A 20,729-nucleotide genomic window follows, 5' to 3' on the forward strand; every position below is an offset into this window, starting at 1 on the left:
CGGTACGGGGCGGTTCAGCGGGCGATGCGGCACAGGTCGTCGACGCGGCGGAGGTTTTCGGGGACGAGCGCGTCGGCGTCCAGTTCCCGGCCCAGCTCGCTCTCCACCCGCTCGATGATCTCGATCAGACGGAAGGAGCTGAAGGAGGCGAAGGTGTCGAACGGGGCGCCGCCGAGGAGTTCGGCCCCGTCCACCCCGAGCACCGCTCCGGCCACGGCGGCCACGCGGTGCCGCAGCGCCTCGTCCGGGGCGGCGGGTGCCGCGGTGGAAGGGGCTCCGAAGACCTCCGGGTCGGCGGCGAGGACGTCCCGCAGGCGTGCCACGATGCCCGGTGGCTCGGCACGGCCCCGGGACACCCGGCGGTGGGCGAGATAGGTCTGCTCGACGACCGTGTCCCAGGCGCGCAGGTGGGCGCGTTCCGCCTCGGTGGCCTCGGCCCGGCCGGCGACGTGTGCGCGGTAGCGCGCGTGCAGCTTGCGGGTGCGGGCCAGCAGCCAGGTCTCGACGGTGAGCTGTTCGACGGCCCGCGCGCGGTCGGCGCAGGCGTCGTACGCGTCGAGATAGGCCGCCACGTCGGCGTCCGCCATCGACAGCGTCGGCGCGGGGAGCGCCCCGCTGTCCATTGCGGCCAGTTCGACGACGTCGGCCTCCCCGATGCCCGCCAGGTCCTCCTCGGGCAGCGTCCAGCGGCCGGGCCTGGCCGGGCCCCAGGAGGTCTCGCTGAGGTAGGCGTCCGTGAGGTGCCAGCCGCCGGCCCCCGCGGCGAGCAGGAAGCTGTGCTCCATATGCGCGTGCCCGTGGTACGGAAGCCAGGGCAGCGTGAAGGAGTCCGCGACGACGTAGCGCACCCCGCCGCCCGCGCGCAGCTCCGCGAACAGGTCGTGGGCGGCCATCCGCTCCTGCCGTATCACCCTGAGCCCCAGGAGTTCCGGCGCCACCCGCAGCTGCTGCGTCAGCGGTGGGTCGACCGTCGGCAGACCGTCGGCCCGTTCCCAGGACCGGAAGGCCAGCGGCGCGCCGAGCCGGAGATACGTTCCGGGGCCGTGGTGGTGGTCCGCGAGCACCGCCAGATTGGCCTGGATGCAGTCCAGCAGACCGCTGTCCACCGAATCCAGGTCGAACGGGTCCGGTTCGCCGGTGACGGCCATGTCCGTACACCTTCCTTGCTTCGTCGGGGCTGTGCGGGGGCGGGTCGGGAGGGGTGCGGGGCGGTGGGTCACAGCCACCGCGGGAGGGCGGGCAGCTGCGCCGTGCAGTCGAGTTCGGCGCCGGTGGAGCGTCCGCTGAGCCAGGCGAGCACCTCGGCGGGTGTGCCGGAGACGACCGGGCCGCCCGTGCCGAAGTGGCCGAGGAGCGCTCCTTCGCGGTCGCTGAGGACGACGTCCGCCATGCCCTCGGCCTCGGCGTAGTAGCCGAGGACGTCGTCGAGGACGATCTGCCGCGCCTGCGCCGGGATGTCGGCGACGCCGTATCCGATGTCCAGGTCCACGTGGTGCAGCACGAGTTCGCGTATCCGGATCACCAAGATCCGGCGGGGGGTGCAGAGTTCACCGGTGAAGGGCCGGATCGTCGCCTGCCAGGCGGGCGCCGGGAGTTCCTCGATGGTGCGCCGGAAATGCGCGGCGCTCGCGCGGACATCCGCCACGAGTGCGGCGGCCGGTCGGCGCGCGCCGGCCTCGATCTCGGCGTCACGGGCCCGGCGGCTCGGGTACTGCGGTGTCTCGACTCCGGTACGGGCCCACTCCAGCAGCCGCTCCAGTGCGGGGGCCTGGCGCGCCAGGTGGCTCAGGACGTGGCCGCGGGTCCATCCGGGGAGGCGGGACGGTGCCGCGAGGTCCTTGTCGTCGAGCTCCGCTACCTGGGTCAGCAGCCGGTCGGTGGCCGCGGCGATCACCCCGAAGGATTCCGGGGTGGGGGGTATCTCCTTCACGCTGCTCCCTTCAACCGGGCGAAGCCCTGCGCGATCCTGGTGAGTTGGCCGGCGATGTGCGGCAGGCGGGTCGGGTCGTCGGCCCGCAGTGCCTGTTCCTGCTGCCGCTCGTCGCCGTAGAGGAGGCTGGTGGCGGCCTTGAAGCGCAGTGCGTGCGGATCGTCGCCCAACAGGTGTCCGGCGAGCACGACGATGCCGGAGTCGTCCAGGAGCCGGGCGGCGAGCGACGCGGAGTCCGTCACGCCGCGTGCGGCCAGCCTCGTGCGCAGCGGCTCGAAGTCCGGGTAGACGTAGAACCCGCCGGTGGGCGGGCGGCAGTCGGCGCCCGCTTCGACGGCGATCCGGTGCACCGCGCGGGCCACCGCGCCGTGCAGCCGGGCGCTCGTCCGCATCCGTTCGACGACCTCCGGCGGCTCCTCGTAGGCGTAGCGCGCGACCTGTTGCATCGGGCCGGCGAGCGTGGACCAGATCTCGCTGGCCGCCGCCACCACGGCGTCCCGCAGCAGCGCCCCGGTGTCGCCCTCCGGGAAACGGGCCACGCCGATGCGCCAGCCGCCGAGCCCGAGCGTCTTGGACAGTCCGCTGGTGACGACGGTGCGCTCCGGTGCGACCTCGGCGGGGCTGAGGAAGCGGGTGGCGCGGGCGTCGTGGACGCTGTCGCGGTAGATCTCGTCCGAGACGATCAGCAGGTCCTCGGCACGGGCGAGCGCGCACAGTTCACGGATCACCGAGGGCGGGGCCAGGGTCCCGGTGGGGTTGTCGGGGAGGGTGAGGACCAGGAGCCGGGGGTCGGCGCCCGCCGCCCGCGCCCGGTGGATCGTCTCCTGGAGCGCGCCCGGTGCGGGGACGCCTCCGCAGTCGGCGGGGATCGGCACGCCGAAGACCTTCTTGCCCGCGTAGGCCGCCTGCGGCGCGTACGTGTTCCAGGCGGGGCTGGGCAGCAGCACGTCACCGGGGATGACGAGCTGCAGCGCCATCAGCAGCGGCTTGCTGCCGGGCGCGAGAACCACCCGGTCGGCTTCCGTGGGCAGCCGGCGGCGGGTGAAGTAGCCGGCCACGGCACCGCGGACGTCGTCGGCGCCGGCCACCGGACCGTAGGCGGAGCGCGCCGCGCCGAGCGCCAACTGCTCGGTCAGCTGCGGCAGTACGGGCAGCCGGGCCTCGCCGAAAGCGAGATGTACCAGGGACTCCCCCGCGGCCCGGCGCTGGTCCACCAGTTGGTTGAGCGCCAGGTTCGGGGAGGGCGGGGCCACGGTGACGGCGGTCATGTCGTGTTCCTCTGTGCACGGTGCGCCCCGCGGGGTGCGCCGTCGGTGGGTGGGGTGGTGCCGGCCGGGTCGGTGCCGCGGACGGCGGCGGCGAGGTCGGCGGGGGTGGCGGGGTCCAGTTCCAGGTCGTCGAGCCAGGCGGCGGTGGCCGAATAGCGGGCTCGGAACGGCCTGCCGACCAGTTCGGGTGTGCGTGCCTGGAGCATCCGGAGCCGGAAGTACGCCCCTTCGGGCGTCTCCTCGACCCCGTCCACCACGACCTTGCCGGGCGTCGCCGACATGACCGGGCCGCGTACGGTGCGGGCCAGGCCCGGCAGCGTGCGGTACGCCGCGGTGAAGATCTCCACGGCGCGGGCCAGCGGCACCTTGAAGTACTCGTACGGCCCGGTGTCCCGCTCGACGAACAGGTAGTAGGGCACCGCCCCGGCCGCGAGTTCCGCCCGCCACAGTGCGCTCCACGCCCGGTCGTCGTCGTTGACGTGCGCGATCAGCGGCGCCTGGCAGTAGACCACCGCCCCGGTGGCGCGGATGCGGGCCAGCGCCCGCCGCGCGAGGTCGGTCGCCAGCTCCCGCGGATGGCTGAAGTGCGCCATCACGGCGAGCTGCCGCCCGGAGGCGACGACCCGCTCGAACAGCCGGAGGACGTCGTCGGCGTCCGGGTCGGTGACGAAGCGCTGCGGCCAGTAGGCCACCGACTTGGTGCCGATCCGTATCGTGCGGACCGACTCGACACCCAGCAGCGGTTCCAGGTGGCCGCGCAGCCGCTCGGTGGACATCACCATCGGGTCGCCGCCGGTGACCAGCACGTCATGCACCTCGGGGTGCCCGGCCAGGTAGTCGATGAGCCCGGCGGGGTCGGGGACCGCGAAGCGCAGATCCGCGTCCCCGATGAACTGCGCCCAGCGGAAGCAGTAGGTGCAGTAGGCGTGGCAGGTCTGCCCCTGGCCGGGGAAGTAGAGCACCGTCTCGCGGTATTTGTGCTGCAGGCCCGGGAGTTGGACGCCGTCCCGGCTGGGCACGTTGAGCTGCTGCTGTCCGGAGGGGTGGGGGTTGAGGCGGCCGCGGATCTCCTGCACGGCCTCGCGCAGCAGCAGTTTGTCGGCCGGGTCGGCGGACAGCTTCCCCAGCTGGTCCTCGTCGGCCCGGGACAGCATCCCGCGCTGCGGGAACGTCAGCTGGAAGAGCGGGTCCTCGGGGACCCGGTCCCAGTCGATGAGCTGGGACAGGACGTACTCGTTGACGCGGAAGGGCAGCACCAGCGACACCCTGCGCACCGTCTCCCGGATGTCCTCGGGCAGTCCGTAGCGCCGCGCGATGTCGTCGAGGTGGCGCGGGCCGTATGCCCGGAACCGCTCCGCTTCCGGCAGGCCGGCCGGCATCAGCGGGCACCTCCCGTCCGGTTCGGTTTGCGGTACAGGTCGTCGCCGAGCACCAGGAAGTCCAGGTCCATGGAGCGGAAAGCGGTGAGGGCGTCGGCCGCGGTGTTGACGATGGGCTCGCCCTTGTCGTTGAACGAGGTGTTGAGCAGCACCGGTGGCGCGCCGTACCGCTCCAGACTGTCCAGGGCCGCGCCCACGGCGGGGGCCTCGTCGCCGTGCAGTACCTGCGGGCGGGTGGTGCCGTCGATGTGGACGACGCCGGGGGCGACGCGGCGGCCGAGTTCGGTGGCCTTGGCCGCGCCGAGCATGTAGCGGCTCAAGTGCTCCTGTTGCTCCCAGAGTTGGGCGCCATAGGCGGGCCTGGTGACCCCCGCGAAGGGGCGCCACTGCTCGCGGTTCTTGATGACGTTCACCCGGGTGTTGACGTCCGCCGTGTCCGGTACGGCAATGATCGACCGGCGGCACAGGGCGCGCGGCCCCACCTCGGAGCGGCCCTGGGCCACCGCGCCGACCCGGCCGTCCAGCAACAGCGCGGTCAGCGCGTCGATGTCCAGGTCGGTCCGGACCAGGTCCGAGGTGTCCCCGGCCACCGGCCCAAGGGCGCCGGCACCGTGGTGGATGTCGGTGCCCAGGTAAGGGCTCAGCGGTCCGGTGCGCTTCAGGGGCGGGCGCACGGTCCATGCGGCGCCGAGGGCGACGCCGGCGTCGTGCGGCACCGGCGGTACGTACAGCGGGCCGGGCAGCGTGCCGTTGGTGCTGCAGTTGAGCGCGACGCCGCCGCTGAGGCACAGCTGGTCGACGCCGGACGTCTTGCGGGTGAGCGCCGCGAGATGGGTCACGGTCTGCTCGATGAGGCGCTGCGCGGTGTAGGCGACCAGGATCGCGCGGGGGTCCTCGGTGAGCCGTTCCTCGGGTGCCGTCGGGCCGTCCGCACCGGCGATCTTCGTGTAGCGCTCCCGCCACCGGCCGACGACGGTGTCGTAGTGCTCCTTGATCTCGTCGGCGGTGGCGCTCCCCCGGCTCTCGGTGAGCGGATCGACGGCGAGGCGGAAGTCGTCGGCGGCGAGCTCCACGAGGGGTTCCACGTCGAGTTGCGCGGCGCGTCCGTAGGCGGCCAGGCCCATCGTCTTACCGGCGTTGAGGAAGGAGAAGCCGAGCCAGGTGGAGGCGGCGTCGTAGGCGTAACCGAGCGAGGCGGTGCGCTGCCAGGTGTGTTCCAGGCGGGGCTCGGCGCCGTCCTCGTACGTCCAGACGGTGGTGGACTCGTTCTCGCCGTGGCCGTCGACGACCAGTACGCCGGCCTTGCTGAAGGGTGAGGCGTAGAAGGAGGAGGCGGCGTGTGCCTGGTGGTGGGGGACGCGGACGACCTCGGGGGTGCGGTCGCCGAAGTCCAGGCCGACGGCGTAGGCGAGGAAGTCGGCATCGGTGGCGAAGCGGCGCGGGTAGAGCTGCTCGCTGTCCCAGCCGAGGGCGACCACGTCGATGTCGGCGGCGGCGATGCCTGCCTGCTCCAGGCAGAACCGGGCGGCGCCGAGCGGCTTGCGGTAGAGCGAGTGGCGGTGCCGGTTGATGCGCTCCTCCTCGCTGAAGGCGACGATCTCGCCGCTCCCGTCGATGAGGCAGGCGGCGCTGTCGTGCCAGCCGGTGGGCGGTGCGTTGACACCAAGGATCCACGTCATGGGTATCTCTCTTCGTCGGCGGACGGTCGGTCAGGGAAGTGGGGTGAGGGAGTGCTGGACGGCGCGTTCGGCGCCATCGAGCGTGGCGGCGCAGTCCTCGGGGGTGTCACCGACGGCCACCAGCGCGGCGAGCCGCGGCACGATCCCGCGGGGCGGCAGCAGCAACCGGGTGCCGGGGGCGGCGAGCGGCACCGCCTCGACGATGCCGGGCTTTGCCGCGGCGGCGGTCAGGTCCAGGGAGCGCACGGTGCCGTCGGAGCCGGGGTAGACGAAGCGGACCTCGGCGCAGCGGTCGCGGTCGGGGGTGAGCTGCGGGGCGCGGCCGAGTGCGATGTCGGCTGCCGCCGCGACCGGGTCGACGCCGGTGGCGAGGGTGCCCAGCAGCGGGATGAAGTCGCCGCCGAGCCGGCCGTTGACCTCGACGACGTGCGGGCCGGTGGGTGTCAGGCGCAGCTCGGTGTGGGTGAGGCCGGTACGGATACCGAGGGCGGTGTGGGCGTCGGTGACGACGGACTGCATCTCGTCGGCCCAGGGTTCGTGCCGCCAGGGGGCGACGAGATGGCCGACCTCCTCGAAGTGCGGCGCGAATCCCAGGCGCTTGTGTGCCACGTTCACGATCCGTACGGCGCCGTCGAACACCGCGCAGTCCACGCTGATTTCGGGTCCGGACAGATATTCCTCCACGATCACTCCGGACAGCCCGTGGATGCCGGGGAAGGAGGAGCCGGCCGCCTGTGCGTAGGCGCGGGAGACCTCACCGGGGTCGCCGGCGAGGGTGACGCCGATGCTGCCGGCCAGCGCACGGGGTTTGACCACGACGGGCCGGCCCAGCTCCTCGGCTGCGACGAGCGCCTCCTCGCGGGTGTGCACCTGCCGGAACCGGGCGGAGGGCACCCGGGCCGCGTCGAGCAGCCGGCGGGTGGCGAGCTTGTCGCGGCAGCGGCGGGCAGCCTCGGGGGTCATGTGCGGCAGGCCCAGCCGGCGGGCGATCTCGGCGGTGCGCTCCAGGAGCGTCTCGTCCCAGGTCAGGACGGCCCCCGGGCCGTTGTCGCCGGCGAGCAGCCCGGCGACTGCGCGGGTGGTGGCGGCGGTGTCCGCTGTGTCGGCGACGCGGAACCGGTCGGCCACGTAAGGGCGTTGCCAGTCGATGTCGGTGCCCTGGACGAGCGCGGTGGTGACCCGGTCGGCCAGGGAGGCGAGCGCGTAGGCGCGGTAGGGCGGGTTGCCGCACCCCACCACGACGAGCCGGCCGGGAGTCCCGGGATCGACGGGCGTGCACTCCAGCGCCGCGTCCCGCATCGTCCGGCGGACCGCCGCCTCGACCTCGGCGCTGCTGTCCCCGCGGAACCGGAACCTCGACCCGGCATGCTCGTAGCCTCCGCCGCAGAGCAACGCGCCGACCTCCGGAAGGACTTCGGCGTACGGGCCGGCTCCCTGGTGGGAGGTGACCGCGCGCACCCGGCAGGGCATCGCCGCCGTGGGCGGCACCAGCAGCCAGCCCGCCACCTGCGCCGGGACGGCCCCGGGCCGGGCCGAGAGGTCCTCGGTGCCGGTCTGGTGGGCCACGGCCGCGGCCATCAGATCGATGCCGTGCACCTCGCGCCAGATGAACGGCACTTCGGCGCCGCCCGGCCGCGCCCCGATCTCCAGGACGGTCAGCTCACCGGTGTCGCTCGCGAAGAGTTCCAGGTGGAAAACCGAAGGGCCGGTGAAGAGTGCCGCCGTGGTGGCGGCGGCGATCTCGCCGATCCGGGTGAGGAGTTCACCGTCGTCGATCTCGACCGAGCCGAGGACGGCGCCGGTGGTGAACTCCAGGCAGGTGTTGAGGTAGCGGGAAGCGCGCCAGGCCCCGAGGCCGTCACCGGTGAACACACCGTCGACGTGCAGGACCTGGTGCGGCAGCCAGGTCTGGACGAGCATCTCGGCATCCCGGGGGACGTCGTAGGCCGCGATGGCTTCCGGGGTGTCCAGCCGGGCGATGCCCGCGCTCGCGGTGCCGCGCCGTGGTTTGACCAGCACCGGCCGGCCGTGCCGGGCGGCGAAAGCGGCGACCGACTCGTGGTCCGGCGCGGCGGCGGTCGGCGGCACCGCGATGCCCGCGGCGTCGAGTGCCTGCGCCATCAGCAGTTTGTCGCGCAGCGGCAGCAGGTCCGCGCTGCGCTGTCCCGGCAGGTCGAACTCGCCCCGGAGTTCGGCCGCCAGATCGAGGTCCGTCTCCTGCAGGGCGACGATCCGGGTCGGTGGCCCGAGCCGTTCGACCAGCGCGTCGAGTGCGGCACGGACCGCCTTGGCGTTCTCGGTGCTGTCCACCAGCCGTACCGCCGCGGCCTGTTCGACCGGCAGATGGCGGGCGGCCCGTTCGGTGGTGAGGTAGCTGACGCGGTGCGCCGCGTGGTCGAGGTAGGCGGCGTAGTCGGCGTAGCGGTCGGTCCAGCGGTGGATGATCACGACATGTTCGGGCACGGGCGGTCTCCTGGGCAGGGACGGGCACGGGGAAGCGGACGGGCGGCGGGCCGGCGGTGCGGCCCGGCCGGGTACGCCGGGAGCGGCCGGCCTCGGGCGGCCCGAGGGGGCGAGCGCCGCGGGAAGTCCGGCGACTCTCCGCACCGGGTGCGGGATGCGAAGGCAGAGGGTGAGCGGGCCCCGGTCTCCGGGACGGCGGGATGGGCCCGCCTGCTTCCTCAGTGGCTGCCGGCGGCGGTCAGCAGGCTCTCGTGCAGGTCCCACAGCAGTGCGGCGCACCATTCCTGGCCGAGGTCCTTGGCGGTGAGCCGCACGGTGAGGGCGTCGTCGCTCTCCAGGGCGCGGGCGTAACATCGCGGGCCGATGGTGGTGAAGGGCTCCTCCCAGGTGAGGACGGGCGGGTGGGCAGGCGCCGGCTCCCGGTGCGGTAAGGCGTCCAGCGGCGCACGGTCCGGTACGGCCACGTAGTTGAAGGCGCACGCCGCTTCGGGAGCCCCGGGCATGCGGGCGCGCAGCGCCGCGACGGCGGTGACGTCGTGCATGCCGTGGCGGACGGCCCCGAGGCTGCTCCAGTGCACGGCGTCGGCCAGCTTGACCAGGTCGTCGTTGCGGGCGGCCTCGATCAGCGCAGGTACCCACTGGTTCATCGACGTCACCAGATTCTTCCAGCGGCCGCCGAACCGGTTGGCGCTCATCAGCTGCACCAGCAGCGCGTCGGTGCCGCACATCCGGGCCACGCTGCGGACGTACGCGGCCAGGACGACGCTGGCGACGGACACCCGCGCCCGTTCGGCGACGGCCTGCGCGGCGGGGCGGGCGGGCCCGGAGTGCAGCGTGCCCTGGACGACGCCGCCGGCCGCGTCCGCGGGGCGCGGCAGGCCGGCCGTCGGTGCGCGGTCCAGCAGCCGGCTCCAGTGGTCGAGCGCCGCCGCCTGCCGGCGGAGCCCGGCGGCGGAATGCTGTTCGGCGGCGAGGTCGGCGGGGCCGGGCGGCAGCGGGCTCAACTGCCCGGGGTCGGTGAGCGCCTGCCGGAAGTCCTGGTGGAGCAGCTCCTGCGCCCATGCGTCGGCGGCGATGTGGTGCTTGACGAACAGCAGGTGCGAGGGGATGCCCGAACGGGTCAGCAGCCGTGCGCGCCACCCGTGTTGGCCGCTGAGGTCGAAGGGTTCGCGGGCCAGCTCGGCGGCGAGGCCGGCGGGCGCGGCGGAGGTGTCCTCGATGGCCGGGAGGGCGTCCTGGCAGTCGGCGTCCGGCGGCAACTGGCCGGGCGCGTCGGCGTCCCGGATGTCGTAACGCGTGCGCAGCGACGGGTGCCGGGCGGCGATCGCCCGCACCGCGGCCCGTACCTGCGGTGCGTCGACGCCCCGTGGCAGGGGCCAGGCGACCGCGTTGTTCGGCTCGTGCCGGCGGGCGTCCGGCAGGCTTCGGATGTCCTGCCACACCGAGAGCTGTCCCAGTGACAGCGGCTCTGCCTCGGACATGCGCCCCCCATTGATGCACTTTCATAATGCGAAATATGAATTCCAAGCAGGGCTGACGCTGCCACAATCCGTTGAAGCCTGTCCAGGTTCCACGCTCACCGGATCACTCCACCCGGGAGCCCTAACTCCCCACGGCGACACCCCCCTTCGCGTGCGCGGAAACCGGTCGACGGATACGCCGGGACGGAAACCTCAAGTCCTCAAAAGTGACCCACTTCACACTCCACCCCCGCAACGACCATGAGAGTCTGACGTCAATTCCCGGAACCACCCTTCCGCATAGCGGAATTCAAGAGGGGCGCAGCCGACCGCAGGCCCGACGCCCACGGGCACGGGCACCGCACAGGAGCCGCAGCTCCCGTGCTCCGCCCGCCCCGCCCCGGACCACCGTTCCCGCACACACGAGGGGTCTTCGCCACGTGAGTCAGCAGCCGCCCGTCCCTGCCGGTGGGGGCGGAGAATTCCTCCACGCGTTCCTGCTCGACCCCGCCCGCCACTCCCCCGGCGCCCCCGCCGTCATCGAATCCGCGCGGGCCGGCCGGATCACCACCACCACCTACGCGGAACTCGGCACCCTCGTGGACCGCTACGCCGCCGACCTGGACGCCCTCGGCATCGAGACCGGCGCCCGGGCCGTCCTGGAGTCCGGCACCACCGCCCACTCCCTCGCGCTGCTGCTCGCCTGCTCCCGCGCCGGCCTCACCTTCATCCCGGTGAGCCCCGACATTCCGCAACAGCGCCTGCTGTCCATCGTCGCCACCGCCCGGCCGGCCCTCCACCTCCAACCACCGGACGGCACCCGCACGGACCTCCCCGACTCCGTCGGCACCGCGCGGTTCGGCCCCACCGGACTGACCGTCGAACGCGCCCCCGAACGGCGCACGCCCCGGCGCCGGGTGCCCTGCGCCACCGACCCCGCGTACATCATCTTCACCTCCGGCACCACGGGGCGCCCCAAAGGCGTCGTGATGAGTCACCGGGCGGTGATCGCCTTCTACCGGGGCATGCTGGCGCACCGCATCGCCGCACCCGAGGACCGCATCGCCGCCACCTCCCCCCTGCACTTCGATTTCTGTCTGCTCACCATCGGCCTGGCGCTGGGCAGCGGCGCCGGTGTGGTGCCCGTCCCGCAGGGCCTGGTGCGCTGGCCCCGGCACCTGTTGCGGGTGCTGCGGGAGACCGGGGCCACGCAGGTCCACGGCGTCCCGTCGATCTGGCGCCAGACACTGCGCCACGAACCCGAGCGGCTGGCCGCCCTCGACCGGCTGCGCGGCATCCTCTTCTGCGGCGAGGAGTTCCCGCTGCCCGAACTGCGCAGCCTCCAGCGGCTCCGGCCCGACGCCCGCATCATCAACTGCTACGGCGCCACCGAGTCGATGGCCTGCTCCTTCAAGGATGTGCCCAACCCTCTGCCCGATACCGTGGAGAGGCTCTCCATCGGAATCGCGCACCCCGGCGCGGAGATGCTCCTCGTCGACGGGGCCGGCGCCGTCGTGGAGAAGCCGGACGTGCCCGGTGAGATCCATCTGCGCAGCCCCGCGCTGTTCTCCGGGTACTGGGACGATCCGGCGGCCACCCGGTCGGCGCTGGTCCCCGACCCGCTGTGCCCGCAGTCCGGCCAGCTCGTGCTGCGCACCGGTGACCTGGCGGTGCAGGGGGCGAACGGCGAGTTCTTCTTCCACGGCCGGACCGATTCCCAGGTGCAGATCAACGGCAACCGCGTCGAACTGGGCGAATTGGAGCGCCAGTTGGCGGAATTCCCGGGCGCCACGGCCGCGACCGCCATGGCCCTGCCGCAGCCCGCGGGCGGCCTGCAACTTGCCGCCTTCGTCGTCCTCACCGCGGAGGAAGGCGCCCGGACAGCACCGGCCGAGGTCCGCGCGTTCTGCGCGCGGGCCCTGCCCCCGTACATGGTCCCCCAGGACATCTACCTGCTGGACCGCCTGCCCACGACCACGAACGGCAAGGTCGACCGCGCGGCCCTGGCGGAGACGGCGGGGGCGGGCCGGCCGGGCACCGCGCCGGCCTGACACCACGGCTTGCCGCGCCGACCGCCCCGAGGAGAGAGCATTGAGCAAGATCCACGCACCGACGGCCACGGAACCCGCCGAGGGGCGGCTGCGCGCCTACGTCCGGGTACGGGTGGGTGGGCTGCCCGGCGCGTTCTGGGTGCTGTGGGGCGGCTCGCTGGTCAACCGGCTGGGCTCGATGGTCAATCCGTTCCTGAGCCTCTATCTGACGGGGGTCCGGGGCGTCTCGCTCGCCGACACCGGCATCGTGCTCGCCGTCGTCGGGGTCGGATCGGTCCTCTCCCAGCCCCTCGGCGGATTCCTCGCCGACCGCTTCGGCCGCCGGGCCGCCCTGACCGGCGGCATGCTGGCCAACGGCGCGACGCTGCTCACGCTCGGCCACGCCCCGGGCCTCACCGTGCTCGTCGCGTGCTGCTTCGTGCTCGGCATCACGATCGACCTGTTCCGCCCCGCCGCCCAAGCACTGGTCGCCGACGCCGTGCCCGCCGCCGAACGCACCCGCGCCTACGGCCTCCTCCTCTGGGCCGTCAACCTCGGATTCTCGGTCGCCATGGTGCTGGGCGGCTTCCTCGCCTCCCACGGATTCCAGCTGATCTTCTGGCTGGACGCCGGGGCCTGCACGGTCTTCGGGGCGCTGGTGTGGCTGGCCATCCCCGAAACCCGCCCGGCCGTCCGGGAATCGTCGGCGGGTGGATACCGCACCGTGCTGCGCGACCGCGCGATGCTGGCGTTCGCCGGGATCATCGTGGTCTACGCGGTGGTCTTCCAACAGGCCTTCGCCACCCTGCCGCTGGCGATGAAGGCCGCCGCGATACCCAGCAGTTCCTACGGCATCGTCATGGGGGTCAACGGCGTCGTCGTCATCGCGATGCAGCCGCTGATCGGGCACCGGCTGAACGCCTTCGACAAGAGCCGGGTGCTCGCCACCGGCTTCGCCGTGGCTGCCTGTGGCAATGCGCTGGCGGCCACCGCCTCGGCGGCAGCGGGGTACGCCCTCGCCGTCGCGGTGTCGACGCTGGGAGAAATCCTGGTCTTCGCGATCACCGCGGCGGTCGTCGCCGACCTCGCCCCGGCCGCTCTGCGCGGCCGCTACAACGGCCTGATCGGGATGGCCTGGGGCACGGGCTTCCTCATCGCACCGCTCGTCGGTACCCGCCTCCTCGACATCGGCTCCACGCTTCTGTGGCTCAGCTGCGCCGCCCTGTGCCTGCTCGCTTCCCTCGGCCAGCTGACCCTGGCGCCGTCGCTCCGCCGGCGCGCGGTGGGATGAGCCCCGAACTGCGCCCCGGGCCGCCGGCTCCCGGACCCACCGGCCGAATTGCCGACCGACCGCACGCGACCGGAAGGAACCCCACCGTGCAGACCGTGAAGAGAGTCCTGCTGATCGAAGCCGATGTCGCCGCCGGCGAGGACCTGCTGACCGCCGCCGCGGATCTCGGCCTGGAGGCGTACGTGGCCACCCACGAGGAGCTGTACGCGTCCTACCGGCCCGAGTTGCGGTCGAAGATCACCGCCCCCGTCTTCACCGACTTCCGCGACCCCGAGGCGGCCCTCGCCGAGCTGGCCGCCTTCTGCCGTTCCACCGGCATCGACGCCGTCGTCCCCTGCTGGGAGTTCCTCGCACCGCTCGCCACCCGGCTGGCGGCCGAGCTGGGGCTGCCCGGCCATCGCGACGACCTCGCCGACGCCTGCCGCAACAAGCAGCTCATGGCCGAAGTCTTCGCCGCCCACGGCGTGCCGTGCCCCCGCACCGTCGTCGCGTCCGACCACCCCGCCCTCGTCCGGCGGATCGCGGAGGCCGGACTGGTCTACCCCCTCGTCGTCAAGCCCGCCGAGAACGCGGCGTCGATCGGGGTGTCGGTCGTCCGGTCGCCCGAGGAGTTGCCCGCCGCGGTGCGGCTCGCCCGCTCCCAGACGCACAAGCACCCGCACGGCATCGCGCTGGACACCACCCTGCTGGCCCAGGAGTACGTGGACGGCGACGAGTTCAGCGTCGAGACGATCACCGTCGAGGGCGCGGCCCACCACGTGACGCTCACCGAGAAGTTCACCGCCCAGGGGCCCAGCCGCGCCGAACTCGGTCATACCGTTCCGGCCCAGCTGCCCCCGCATCTGAGCGCGGCCGTCCGTACCGCCGTCACCGGAGCCCTCGCCGCGCTCGGACTGCGCAACGGCATCGCGCACACCGAGGTGAAGATCGACCCGCAGGGACAACCGAAGATCATCGAGGTGGGCGCCAGGCCCCCGGGCGACCACATCATGCGGCTGGTCAAGGAAGCGCTCGGCATCGACGTCGCACGCGCCTACCTCCAGACCACCCTGGGCGAACGCCCCGACCTCACCCCGGCACACGAGTCGGCCGCCGCCATCCGCTTCGTCACCGCCCCGCAGGCCGGCATCATCCGGTGGATCAGCCCCCTGCCGCAGGGCGAGCACATCATCGCCACCGTCATGGCGAAGCTGCCCGGCGACGAAGTCGGCAGCCCCCACGACAACATGGGGCGCATCGGCCAGATCATGCTCCGTGCGGACACCGCCGCGGAGGTCAACACCGCAGCGGAGACGGCCCTGCGCTCCCTCACCGTGGAGATGGCCACCCAGTGGTGAACGGCCCGACCACTCCTGGGTGCACCGGAGGCCGAGACCGCCTTCGGCGATGACTCCGCCGCGGTCCGCCGGGCCCGTCACCGGCGGATCGAGGTCGAGCGGCGGCGCGGTAGACCGTTCCGTAGGGGCCGCGCGGTGCTGCCGCGCCAACCACCCTGCGGGGCACCGTCATCCGTGAGATCGGCTGCGGTGCTCCGCGGGGTGGTGCGCGGCGTCGGTGCTCGGCCGGTCCGGTCAGTGCAGGGTGATGTAGCCGGGAGCCGGCAGACGCGGGGCGGTGGCGGGCTCGTGGAGGTCCGCCAGGGCCATGAAGAGCAGGGCCACGGCGAGGGCGCCGGGGTCCGGGACGCCGAGGGCGCGGTCACCCACGTAGCTGGCGCGTCCGCGCCGGGGGCGCAGGGACGCGGTGGCCAGGGCACCGCGGATGGCGGCCTGGGCCGCTTCGGTGAGCGGGGCCTCGGCGGCCGGGTCCTGGGCGGAGGCGGCCAGCGCCTCCGCGGCGGGTGCGAGGGCGTCGACGAGCGTGCAGTCGCCGGGGCGGGCGCCGCCCACCCGGTGAATGGCGGCGAGTCCGGCCTCGGTCGCCTCCGCCAGGGCCGCGAGGGAGGGCGGCTGGCCGTCGCTCGGCGAGGCGGTCGCCAAGTGCTGGAAGAGGAGCCCGAACAAGGGACCGCTGGTCCCTCCGACGTCGTTGAGGAAGGCATCGGCGAGCGCGGTCATGCCGTCCGGCGTGGACTCGTCGGCCAGCTTCACCGCACGCCGTACGCCGCCTGCGAGGTTGTCCCCGAAGTCGCCGTCGCCGACGAGCTGGTCGAGATGGGTGAGGTTGTCGCGGACCTGGGTGACCGTCAGCGCGTAGCGGTCGAGGAGAGTGCGGCTTCCGTCGGTGCGCGGGGTGCGTGCCGGGGCGTCCGTGGGCGGTTGGGGCGCCGGTGCGGAGAGATCCGGGGTGAGCGCGGGGCGGGGCAGGACGAGCGGGGTCAGGGTGGGGGCGGTCCACAGGTCGGACCAGCCCTCCTCCAGACGCGTCAGGGTCAGGGAGAAACCGGCCATGTCCAGGGCGGAGGTGTAGGTGCCGGCGACGACGTGGACGGGCCGGACGGAGCGGGAGGTGAGCTCGTCGTTCCACAGGACGCTGAGGGAATGCAGTTCCAACTCGGTGGTGGCGCCCAGCCCGTTGACGAGGGCGAGCACCTCGCCGGGCCCCTCAGGGAGGGCTTCCAGCAGGTCGTCGGTCATCCGCCGGACGAGATCGCCGACCGCGGGACGGGCGATGGTGCAGGTGCCGCGTTCGCCGTGAATGCCGACGCCGTAGTCCAGGGTGTCCGGGCTCAGGGTGAAGGCGGGGCTCACGGTCGTGGGCGACGTATGGGCGCGGGCGGCGACCGCGATGCTGCGGGACCGGGAGACGATCCGCCGGCCGAGGTCGGCCAGTTCCTCCAGGGTCGCCCCTTGGTCGGCGGCCGCGCCGAGGAGCTTTTCGACGACCACCGTGGCAGCGGTCCCTCGGCGGCCGGTCGCGCTGTCCGTGCTGTCGGTGGACAGATCGTCGTCGACGAGGACGGTGGCGACGGGAATGCCGTCGTGCCGCAGGCGTTCTGCCGCGATCTGGAAGTTGATCACGTCACCGGTGTAGTTCTTGACGATGTGCAGGACGCCGTCGCTCTTTGCGGCCGCCACGCTCGCTTCGTAGATCTGCCGGTTGTGCGGCGACGCGAAGATCTCACCGGGACAGACGGCGTCCAGGCCACCACGCCCCAGCAGTCCGGTGTGCAGGGGCTCGTGCCCGGAGCCTCCGCCCGAGACCAGGCCGACCCTGCGGTCCGGGTGCGGGGCGCTCGCCCGCAGGTACAAGGGGCTGGTGTTCACCTCGATCATGCCGGTATGAGCAAGGGCCAGTCCTCGGGCGGCGGTCAGCACGGGGTCGTTCTCCGGCAGGAAGTAGCTCATCGAGGAATCTCCGTTGATCTTCCGAGGTGTGCGGACGGCCTGGTCACAGGGCTCGCTGGACCGTGCCGGGTGTGCGGCGCTCACCATGGACGCCCCGCGCGCCACAAGATCGGAACCTGAGGTACCGGAACTATGCAGTTCCGGTCGGCACTCCTGTGTGCGACGCTGTCAGCCTGCTCCCGTCCGGGCGAGCCACCGCGCAGGACAAGCAGCATTCCCCGCCCCGAAGCCTCATCTTTGCGAGGTCTTTACGATGTTGGACGCGCGACGCGAAGACCTCGGACGCATGCTGCGCGCCTGGCGCATGGCGAGAGACCCGGCCCTGCTGCCCGGAACGATTCCCTTCCGCGGCCACCGGAGCTACCTCACCCAACTGGACATGGCGCTGCTGCTCGGCGTCTCCGAACGCTGGTACCGGGCCCTGGAGAGAGGGGAGGACCGCAGGTACGCGCCGGAGATGATCGCCGGCGTGGCACGGATCCTGGACCTCTCCCCCCGGCAGACGGCCGCCCTCCACCGCGGCACCGGCCACCAGCCGCCGCAGCGCGGGGCGGCCGGCGGCCGCCCGGACGCCGCGCTGCTGGACCTGATGCACCAGCAGCGCCGGGTGAGCTGGATCTGCGACCAGGCATGGGACGTGGTCGCGGTCAACGCCGTGGCGGCACGTCACTGCCCCTGGCTGGCCCACCCGGACGCGAACGCCATGACCTGGGCGTTTTCCGCGGAGGCCGGATACCAGTTGCGCGACTGGGACACCAGGTGGGCCGTTCCGCTGCTCGCGGAGCTGCGCCTCGCCTGGCAACGCTGGCCGGACAACCCGCGCCTGGAAGAAGTGGTGCGGACCGTTCGGCGCGAGACCGGCGTCGCCGAGCTGTGGGCCGGCACCGCCGAGGTCGATGACTGCCCCGGTGACGAGGCGCGCCCGATGTATTTCCCGCTGGTCGCGCCGGACCCGATCGACGTACACCTCGCGACCTACACCCGGTTCGACGACACCGCGCTGCGCTGGTTCGTCCTCACTCCCGTGGACGCGTCCATCACCTTCCGCTGACCCCGTGCCGCAGCACACCGCACCGCACTCCTGAACCGGAAGCCGCCGTCGGCGGCCCCCGGGCTGGCGCCTCAGCGCCGTCTCGGAAACATGGAAAGCGCCTGGTCACGTCCCGTGGCCGCCTCCGAACGTGAACCCCGTCCACGGGTCCGGACCCGTGGACGGATCCGGATGTCGCTGCGAGGCGCGGGTCCGACGCACCCGGCGTCCAGCCTTCGAGATGCATGACCGACATAAGAGATGATTCCCGGACATACCAATCCCTACCGGTACCGGCATCGAATGAAGGCCATGATGTCCGACTGCCGCTCACGGACCCCGGCGCCAGGTGCGCCGGGCGATGGCGGTCGGCGCTTCCTGAGGGAGCTCACATGGTGGGAAAACCGGTCGGGACACTGACCTCCGACCCCGCGGAATCCACAACGGACAGGGAACGTCTCACTGTTCCGGCCGTGGGTGTCGAGAGCGTGCTCGCCGCAGAGCTGGCCGACGTCCTGCACGTCGGGCAGGTGGCGGTCGACAGTCACTTCTTCAACGAACTCGGCGCCGACTCCATGGTGATGGCGCACTTCTGCGCGCGGATCAGGAAACGCGCGGACCTGCCGCCGGTGTCGATGAAGGACGTCTACCGACACCCCACCATCAGAAGCCTCGCGGCCGCGCGCGCGGACTCCGCGCCCGCTCCCCCGGCCGAACCACCGGCACCGACGCCGGCGGCGCCGACGAACACCGCGCAGTACGTGCGGTGCGGAGCGCTCCAGCTGCTGACGTTCCTCGGGTACTCCTACCTCGTCGCGCTGGTGACCGTCCGGGGCTATGACTGGATCTCCGCCGGGTCGGGCGTCCTCGACGTGTACCTGCGCTCCGTGCTCTTCGGCACAGCGGGCTTCCTCTTTCTGTGCGCTTTCCCGATCGTGGCGAAATGGACGCTCATCGGCCGGTGGACGCCGCGGCCGATCCGCATCTGGAGTCCGGACTACGTCCGGTTCTGGATAATCAAGACGCTCATCCGGTCCGACCCGCTGGTCCTGTTCGTCGGCTCCCCCCTCTACTCGCTCTATCTCAAGGCACTGGGCGCGAAAATCGGGAAGGGCGTCACCGTCTTCTCCCGGAATGTGCCCGTGTGCACCGACCTGCTCGCCCTGGGCGACGGCACGGTCGTCCGCAAGGACTCCTTCTTCCTCTGCTACCGGGCCCGGGCCGGTCTGATCCAGACCGGCCCGGTCACCCTCGGCAAGCACGCGGTCGTCAGCGAGGCCACCGTTCTCGACATCGGGAGCTCGCTGGGCGACGGCGCCCAGCTCGGCCATGCCTCCTCCCTGCACAGCGGGCAGGCGGTGCCGGACGGCGAGCACTGGCACGGGTCACCGGCGCGCCGGGCCGAGGCGGACTACGAGGTGGTGGGCCCGGCCCGCTGCGGTTCCCTGCGGAGGGCGCTCCACAGCGTCCTGCAACTGCTGGCCGTCCTGCTGCTGTACGTGCCGCTGGCGGTCGGTGGCGTGGGCATTCTGCTCGCCCAGGCGCCGCAGCTCGCGGCGACGCTGGAGCCCGGTCCTGCTGCCCTGACGAACTGGACGTTCTACGTCGAGGCGCTGGCCGCCTCCCTGGTGCTCTTCTTCGGCGCCGTCATCGTCGGCCTCGTCGTCATGGCCACCGTTCCCCGTCTGCTCCACCGGACCATCACACCGGGCAAGGTCTATCCCCTCTACGGCTTCCACTACGGGGCGCACCGGGTGATCACGCTCCTCACCAACCGGAGGTTCTTGACCCAGCTGTTCGGCGACAGTTCCGGCATCGTCCACTACCTGCGAGGCCTGGGATACGACCTCTCCCGGGTCGAGCAGACCGGGTCGAATTTCGGCACGGCGGTGAAGCACGAAACACCGTTCCTGAGTTCCGTGGGGAGCGGAACGATGGTCGCCGACGGACTGTCGATCAACAACGCGGACTTCTCCAGCACCTCGTTCCGCGTCGCCCGCACATCGATCGGTGCGCGCAACTTCCTCGGCAACCGGATCGCCTACCCCACCCGCGGCAGGACCGGCGACAACTGCCTCCTCGCGACGAAGGTCATGGTCCCGGTCGACGGGAAGGTCCGCGAGGGGGTCGGGCTGCTCGGCTCGCCGAGCTTCGAGATACCGCGGTCGGTGCTGCGCGACAGCAGCTTCGACGAGCTCAAGAGCGGCGAGGAACTGCGCCGCCGGCTCCCCGCCAAGAACCGGCACAATGCCGCCACCATGGCCTGGTACCTGCTGGTGCGGTGGCTCTACTTCTTCTTGGTCACCCTGCTCGTCTCGGTCGCGGCAGAGCTCTACGAGCCCTTCGGAACGACCGCGATCGCGCTGGCCAATGTCCTGGTCATTGTTTTCAGCGCCGTGTACTTCGTGCTGGTCGAACGGGCCGTCACGGCCTTGCACCCCCTGAGCCCGCTGTTCTGCTCCATCTACGACCTCCGCTTCTGGCGGCGTGAGCGCTTCTGGAAGGTGCCGTCGGAGACGTACGTGCGGATTTTCAACGGCACACCGTTCAAGAACCTGATCTGGCGCCTGCAGGGTGTCCGGCTCGGCAAGCGGGTCTTCGACGACGGGTGCGCCCTGACGGAGCGCTCCATGGTCGCCATCGGGGACGACTGCACGCTCAACATGGGCAGCGTCATCCAGTGCCACTCACAGGAGGACGGCACCTTCAAGTCCGACCGCACCGCGGTCGGCTCCGGCTGCACCCTCGGCGTCGGCGCCCTCGTGCACTACGGCGTGACGATCGATGAGGGCGCCGTCCTCGCCCCCGACTCCTTTCTCATGAAGGGCGAAACCGTCCCGCGCCACGCGCGATGGGGAGGGAATCCGGCCCGGGAGAGCGGCCGGTCCGAGGGCGGTGAGTGGAGGTGAGAA

General features: G+C 72.4%; 13 protein-coding genes. 5 read left to right on the top strand and 8 right to left on the bottom strand.

Features of this window, described 5'->3' with window-relative positions; translation table 11 throughout:
• Positions 1–14 precede the first annotated feature (14 nt).
• The 7 genes from ACIRQ7_RS07290 to ACIRQ7_RS07320 all read right to left on the bottom strand — a co-directional run bounded on the left by ACIRQ7_RS07290 (position 15) and on the right by ACIRQ7_RS07320 (position 10,200).
• A complete protein-coding gene (locus tag ACIRQ7_RS07290) occupies positions 15–1,148 on the bottom strand; it encodes an acyl carrier protein (protein ID WP_404260628.1) in 1,134 nt (377 codons plus the stop codon).
• A gap of 68 nt (positions 1,149–1,216) precedes the next feature.
• A complete protein-coding gene (locus ACIRQ7_RS07295) occupies positions 1,217–1,930 on the bottom strand; it encodes a maleylpyruvate isomerase family mycothiol-dependent enzyme (RefSeq protein ID WP_404260629.1) in 714 nt (237 codons plus the stop codon).
• Positions 1,927–3,198, bottom strand: coding sequence for a pyridoxal phosphate-dependent aminotransferase (locus ACIRQ7_RS07300; protein WP_404260631.1), 1,272 nt, complete (start codon positions 3,196–3,198; stop codon positions 1,927–1,929). The genes ACIRQ7_RS07295 and ACIRQ7_RS07300 overlap by 4 nt, the downstream gene beginning before the upstream one ends.
• Complete coding sequence (locus ACIRQ7_RS07305; protein ID WP_404260633.1) at positions 3,195–4,577, bottom strand: KamA family radical SAM protein; 1,383 nt, start codon at positions 4,575–4,577, stop codon at positions 3,195–3,197. Before ACIRQ7_RS07305 ends, ACIRQ7_RS07300 begins: the two co-directional genes overlap by 4 nt.
• On the bottom strand, positions 4,577–6,256 hold the full coding sequence (locus ACIRQ7_RS07310; RefSeq protein ID WP_404260635.1) for a carbamoyltransferase C-terminal domain-containing protein: 1,680 nt from the start codon (positions 6,254–6,256) through the stop codon (positions 4,577–4,579). The genes ACIRQ7_RS07305 and ACIRQ7_RS07310 overlap by 1 nt, the downstream gene beginning before the upstream one ends.
• Positions 6,257–6,286: 30 nt before the next feature.
• The gene (locus tag ACIRQ7_RS07315; RefSeq protein WP_404260636.1) at positions 6,287–8,719 is read right to left on the bottom strand and encodes an ATP-grasp domain-containing protein; all 2,433 of its coding nucleotides are present in this window, start codon (positions 8,717–8,719) and stop codon (positions 6,287–6,289) included.
• 218 nt (positions 8,720–8,937) lie between these two features.
• Entirely contained in the window at positions 8,938–10,200 is a 1,263-nt protein-coding gene (locus ACIRQ7_RS07320) for a condensation domain-containing protein (RefSeq protein WP_404260638.1), read from the bottom strand.
• A 419-nt stretch (positions 10,201–10,619) separates the two neighbouring features.
• Between ACIRQ7_RS07320 and ACIRQ7_RS07325 the strand changes: the two genes are divergently transcribed.
• The 3 genes from ACIRQ7_RS07325 to ACIRQ7_RS07335 all read left to right on the top strand — a co-directional run bounded on the left by ACIRQ7_RS07325 (position 10,620) and on the right by ACIRQ7_RS07335 (position 14,837).
• Entirely contained in the window at positions 10,620–12,230 is a 1,611-nt protein-coding gene (locus tag ACIRQ7_RS07325) for an AMP-binding protein (protein WP_404260640.1), read from the top strand.
• A 40-nt stretch (positions 12,231–12,270) separates the two neighbouring features.
• Positions 12,271–13,500 carry an MDR family MFS transporter gene (locus tag ACIRQ7_RS07330; RefSeq protein ID WP_404260641.1) on the top strand — a complete coding sequence of 410 codons (1,230 nt, stop codon included), beginning with the start codon at positions 12,271–12,273 and terminating at the stop codon, positions 13,498–13,500.
• 86 nt (positions 13,501–13,586) lie between these two features.
• Complete coding sequence (locus ACIRQ7_RS07335) at positions 13,587–14,837, top strand: ATP-grasp domain-containing protein (protein ID WP_404260643.1); 1,251 nt, start codon at positions 13,587–13,589, stop codon at positions 14,835–14,837.
• Positions 14,838–15,071: 234 nt separating this feature from the next.
• Here the strand turns inward: ACIRQ7_RS07335 and ACIRQ7_RS07340 are convergent, their stop codons facing one another.
• A complete protein-coding gene (locus ACIRQ7_RS07340; RefSeq protein ID WP_404260645.1) occupies positions 15,072–16,787 on the bottom strand; it encodes a dihydroxyacetone kinase family protein in 1,716 nt (571 codons plus the stop codon).
• A gap of 253 nt (positions 16,788–17,040) precedes the next feature.
• Here ACIRQ7_RS07340 and ACIRQ7_RS07345 point away from each other — a divergent pair, with 253 nt between their 5' ends.
• Entirely contained in the window at positions 17,041–17,838 is a 798-nt protein-coding gene (locus ACIRQ7_RS07345) for a helix-turn-helix domain-containing protein (RefSeq protein WP_404260646.1), read from the top strand.
• 371 nt (positions 17,839–18,209) lie between these two features.
• Positions 18,210–20,726: a Pls/PosA family non-ribosomal peptide synthetase gene (locus ACIRQ7_RS07350; RefSeq protein WP_404260648.1), complete on the top strand. Its 2,517-nt coding sequence runs from the start codon at positions 18,210–18,212 to the stop codon at positions 20,724–20,726.
• The last annotated feature ends 3 nt before the right edge of the window (positions 20,727–20,729 follow it).

This window comes from Streptomyces sp. NPDC101393 (assembly GCF_044767385.1).
Lineage (GTDB): Bacteria > Actinomycetota > Actinomycetes > Streptomycetales > Streptomycetaceae > Streptomyces.

What these genes read in the sequence shown, in the direction of transcription:
- ACIRQ7_RS07290 (WP_404260628.1), bottom strand. Translation starts at nt 1,148, where the DNA reads ATGGCCGTCACCGGCGAACCGGACCCGTTCGACCTGGATTCGGTGGAC.
- ACIRQ7_RS07300 (WP_404260631.1), bottom strand. Translation starts at nt 3,198, where the DNA reads ATGACCGCCGTCACCGTGGCCCCGCCCTCCCCGAACCTGGCGCTCAAC.
- ACIRQ7_RS07305 (WP_404260633.1), bottom strand. Translation starts at nt 4,577, where the DNA reads ATGCCGGCCGGCCTGCCGGAAGCGGAGCGGTTCCGGGCATACGGCCCG.
- ACIRQ7_RS07310 (WP_404260635.1), bottom strand. Translation starts at nt 6,256, where the DNA reads ATGACGTGGATCCTTGGTGTCAACGCACCGCCCACCGGCTGGCACGAC.
- ACIRQ7_RS07320 (WP_404260638.1), bottom strand. Translation starts at nt 10,200, where the DNA reads ATGTCCGAGGCAGAGCCGCTGTCACTGGGACAGCTCTCGGTGTGGCAG.
- ACIRQ7_RS07340 (WP_404260645.1), bottom strand. Translation starts at nt 16,787, where the DNA reads ATGAGCTACTTCCTGCCGGAGAACGACCCCGTGCTGACCGCCGCCCGA.
- ACIRQ7_RS07345 (WP_404260646.1), top strand. Translation starts at nt 17,041, where the DNA reads ATGTTGGACGCGCGACGCGAAGACCTCGGACGCATGCTGCGCGCCTGG.
- ACIRQ7_RS07350 (WP_404260648.1), top strand. Translation starts at nt 18,210, where the DNA reads ATGGTGGGAAAACCGGTCGGGACACTGACCTCCGACCCCGCGGAATCC.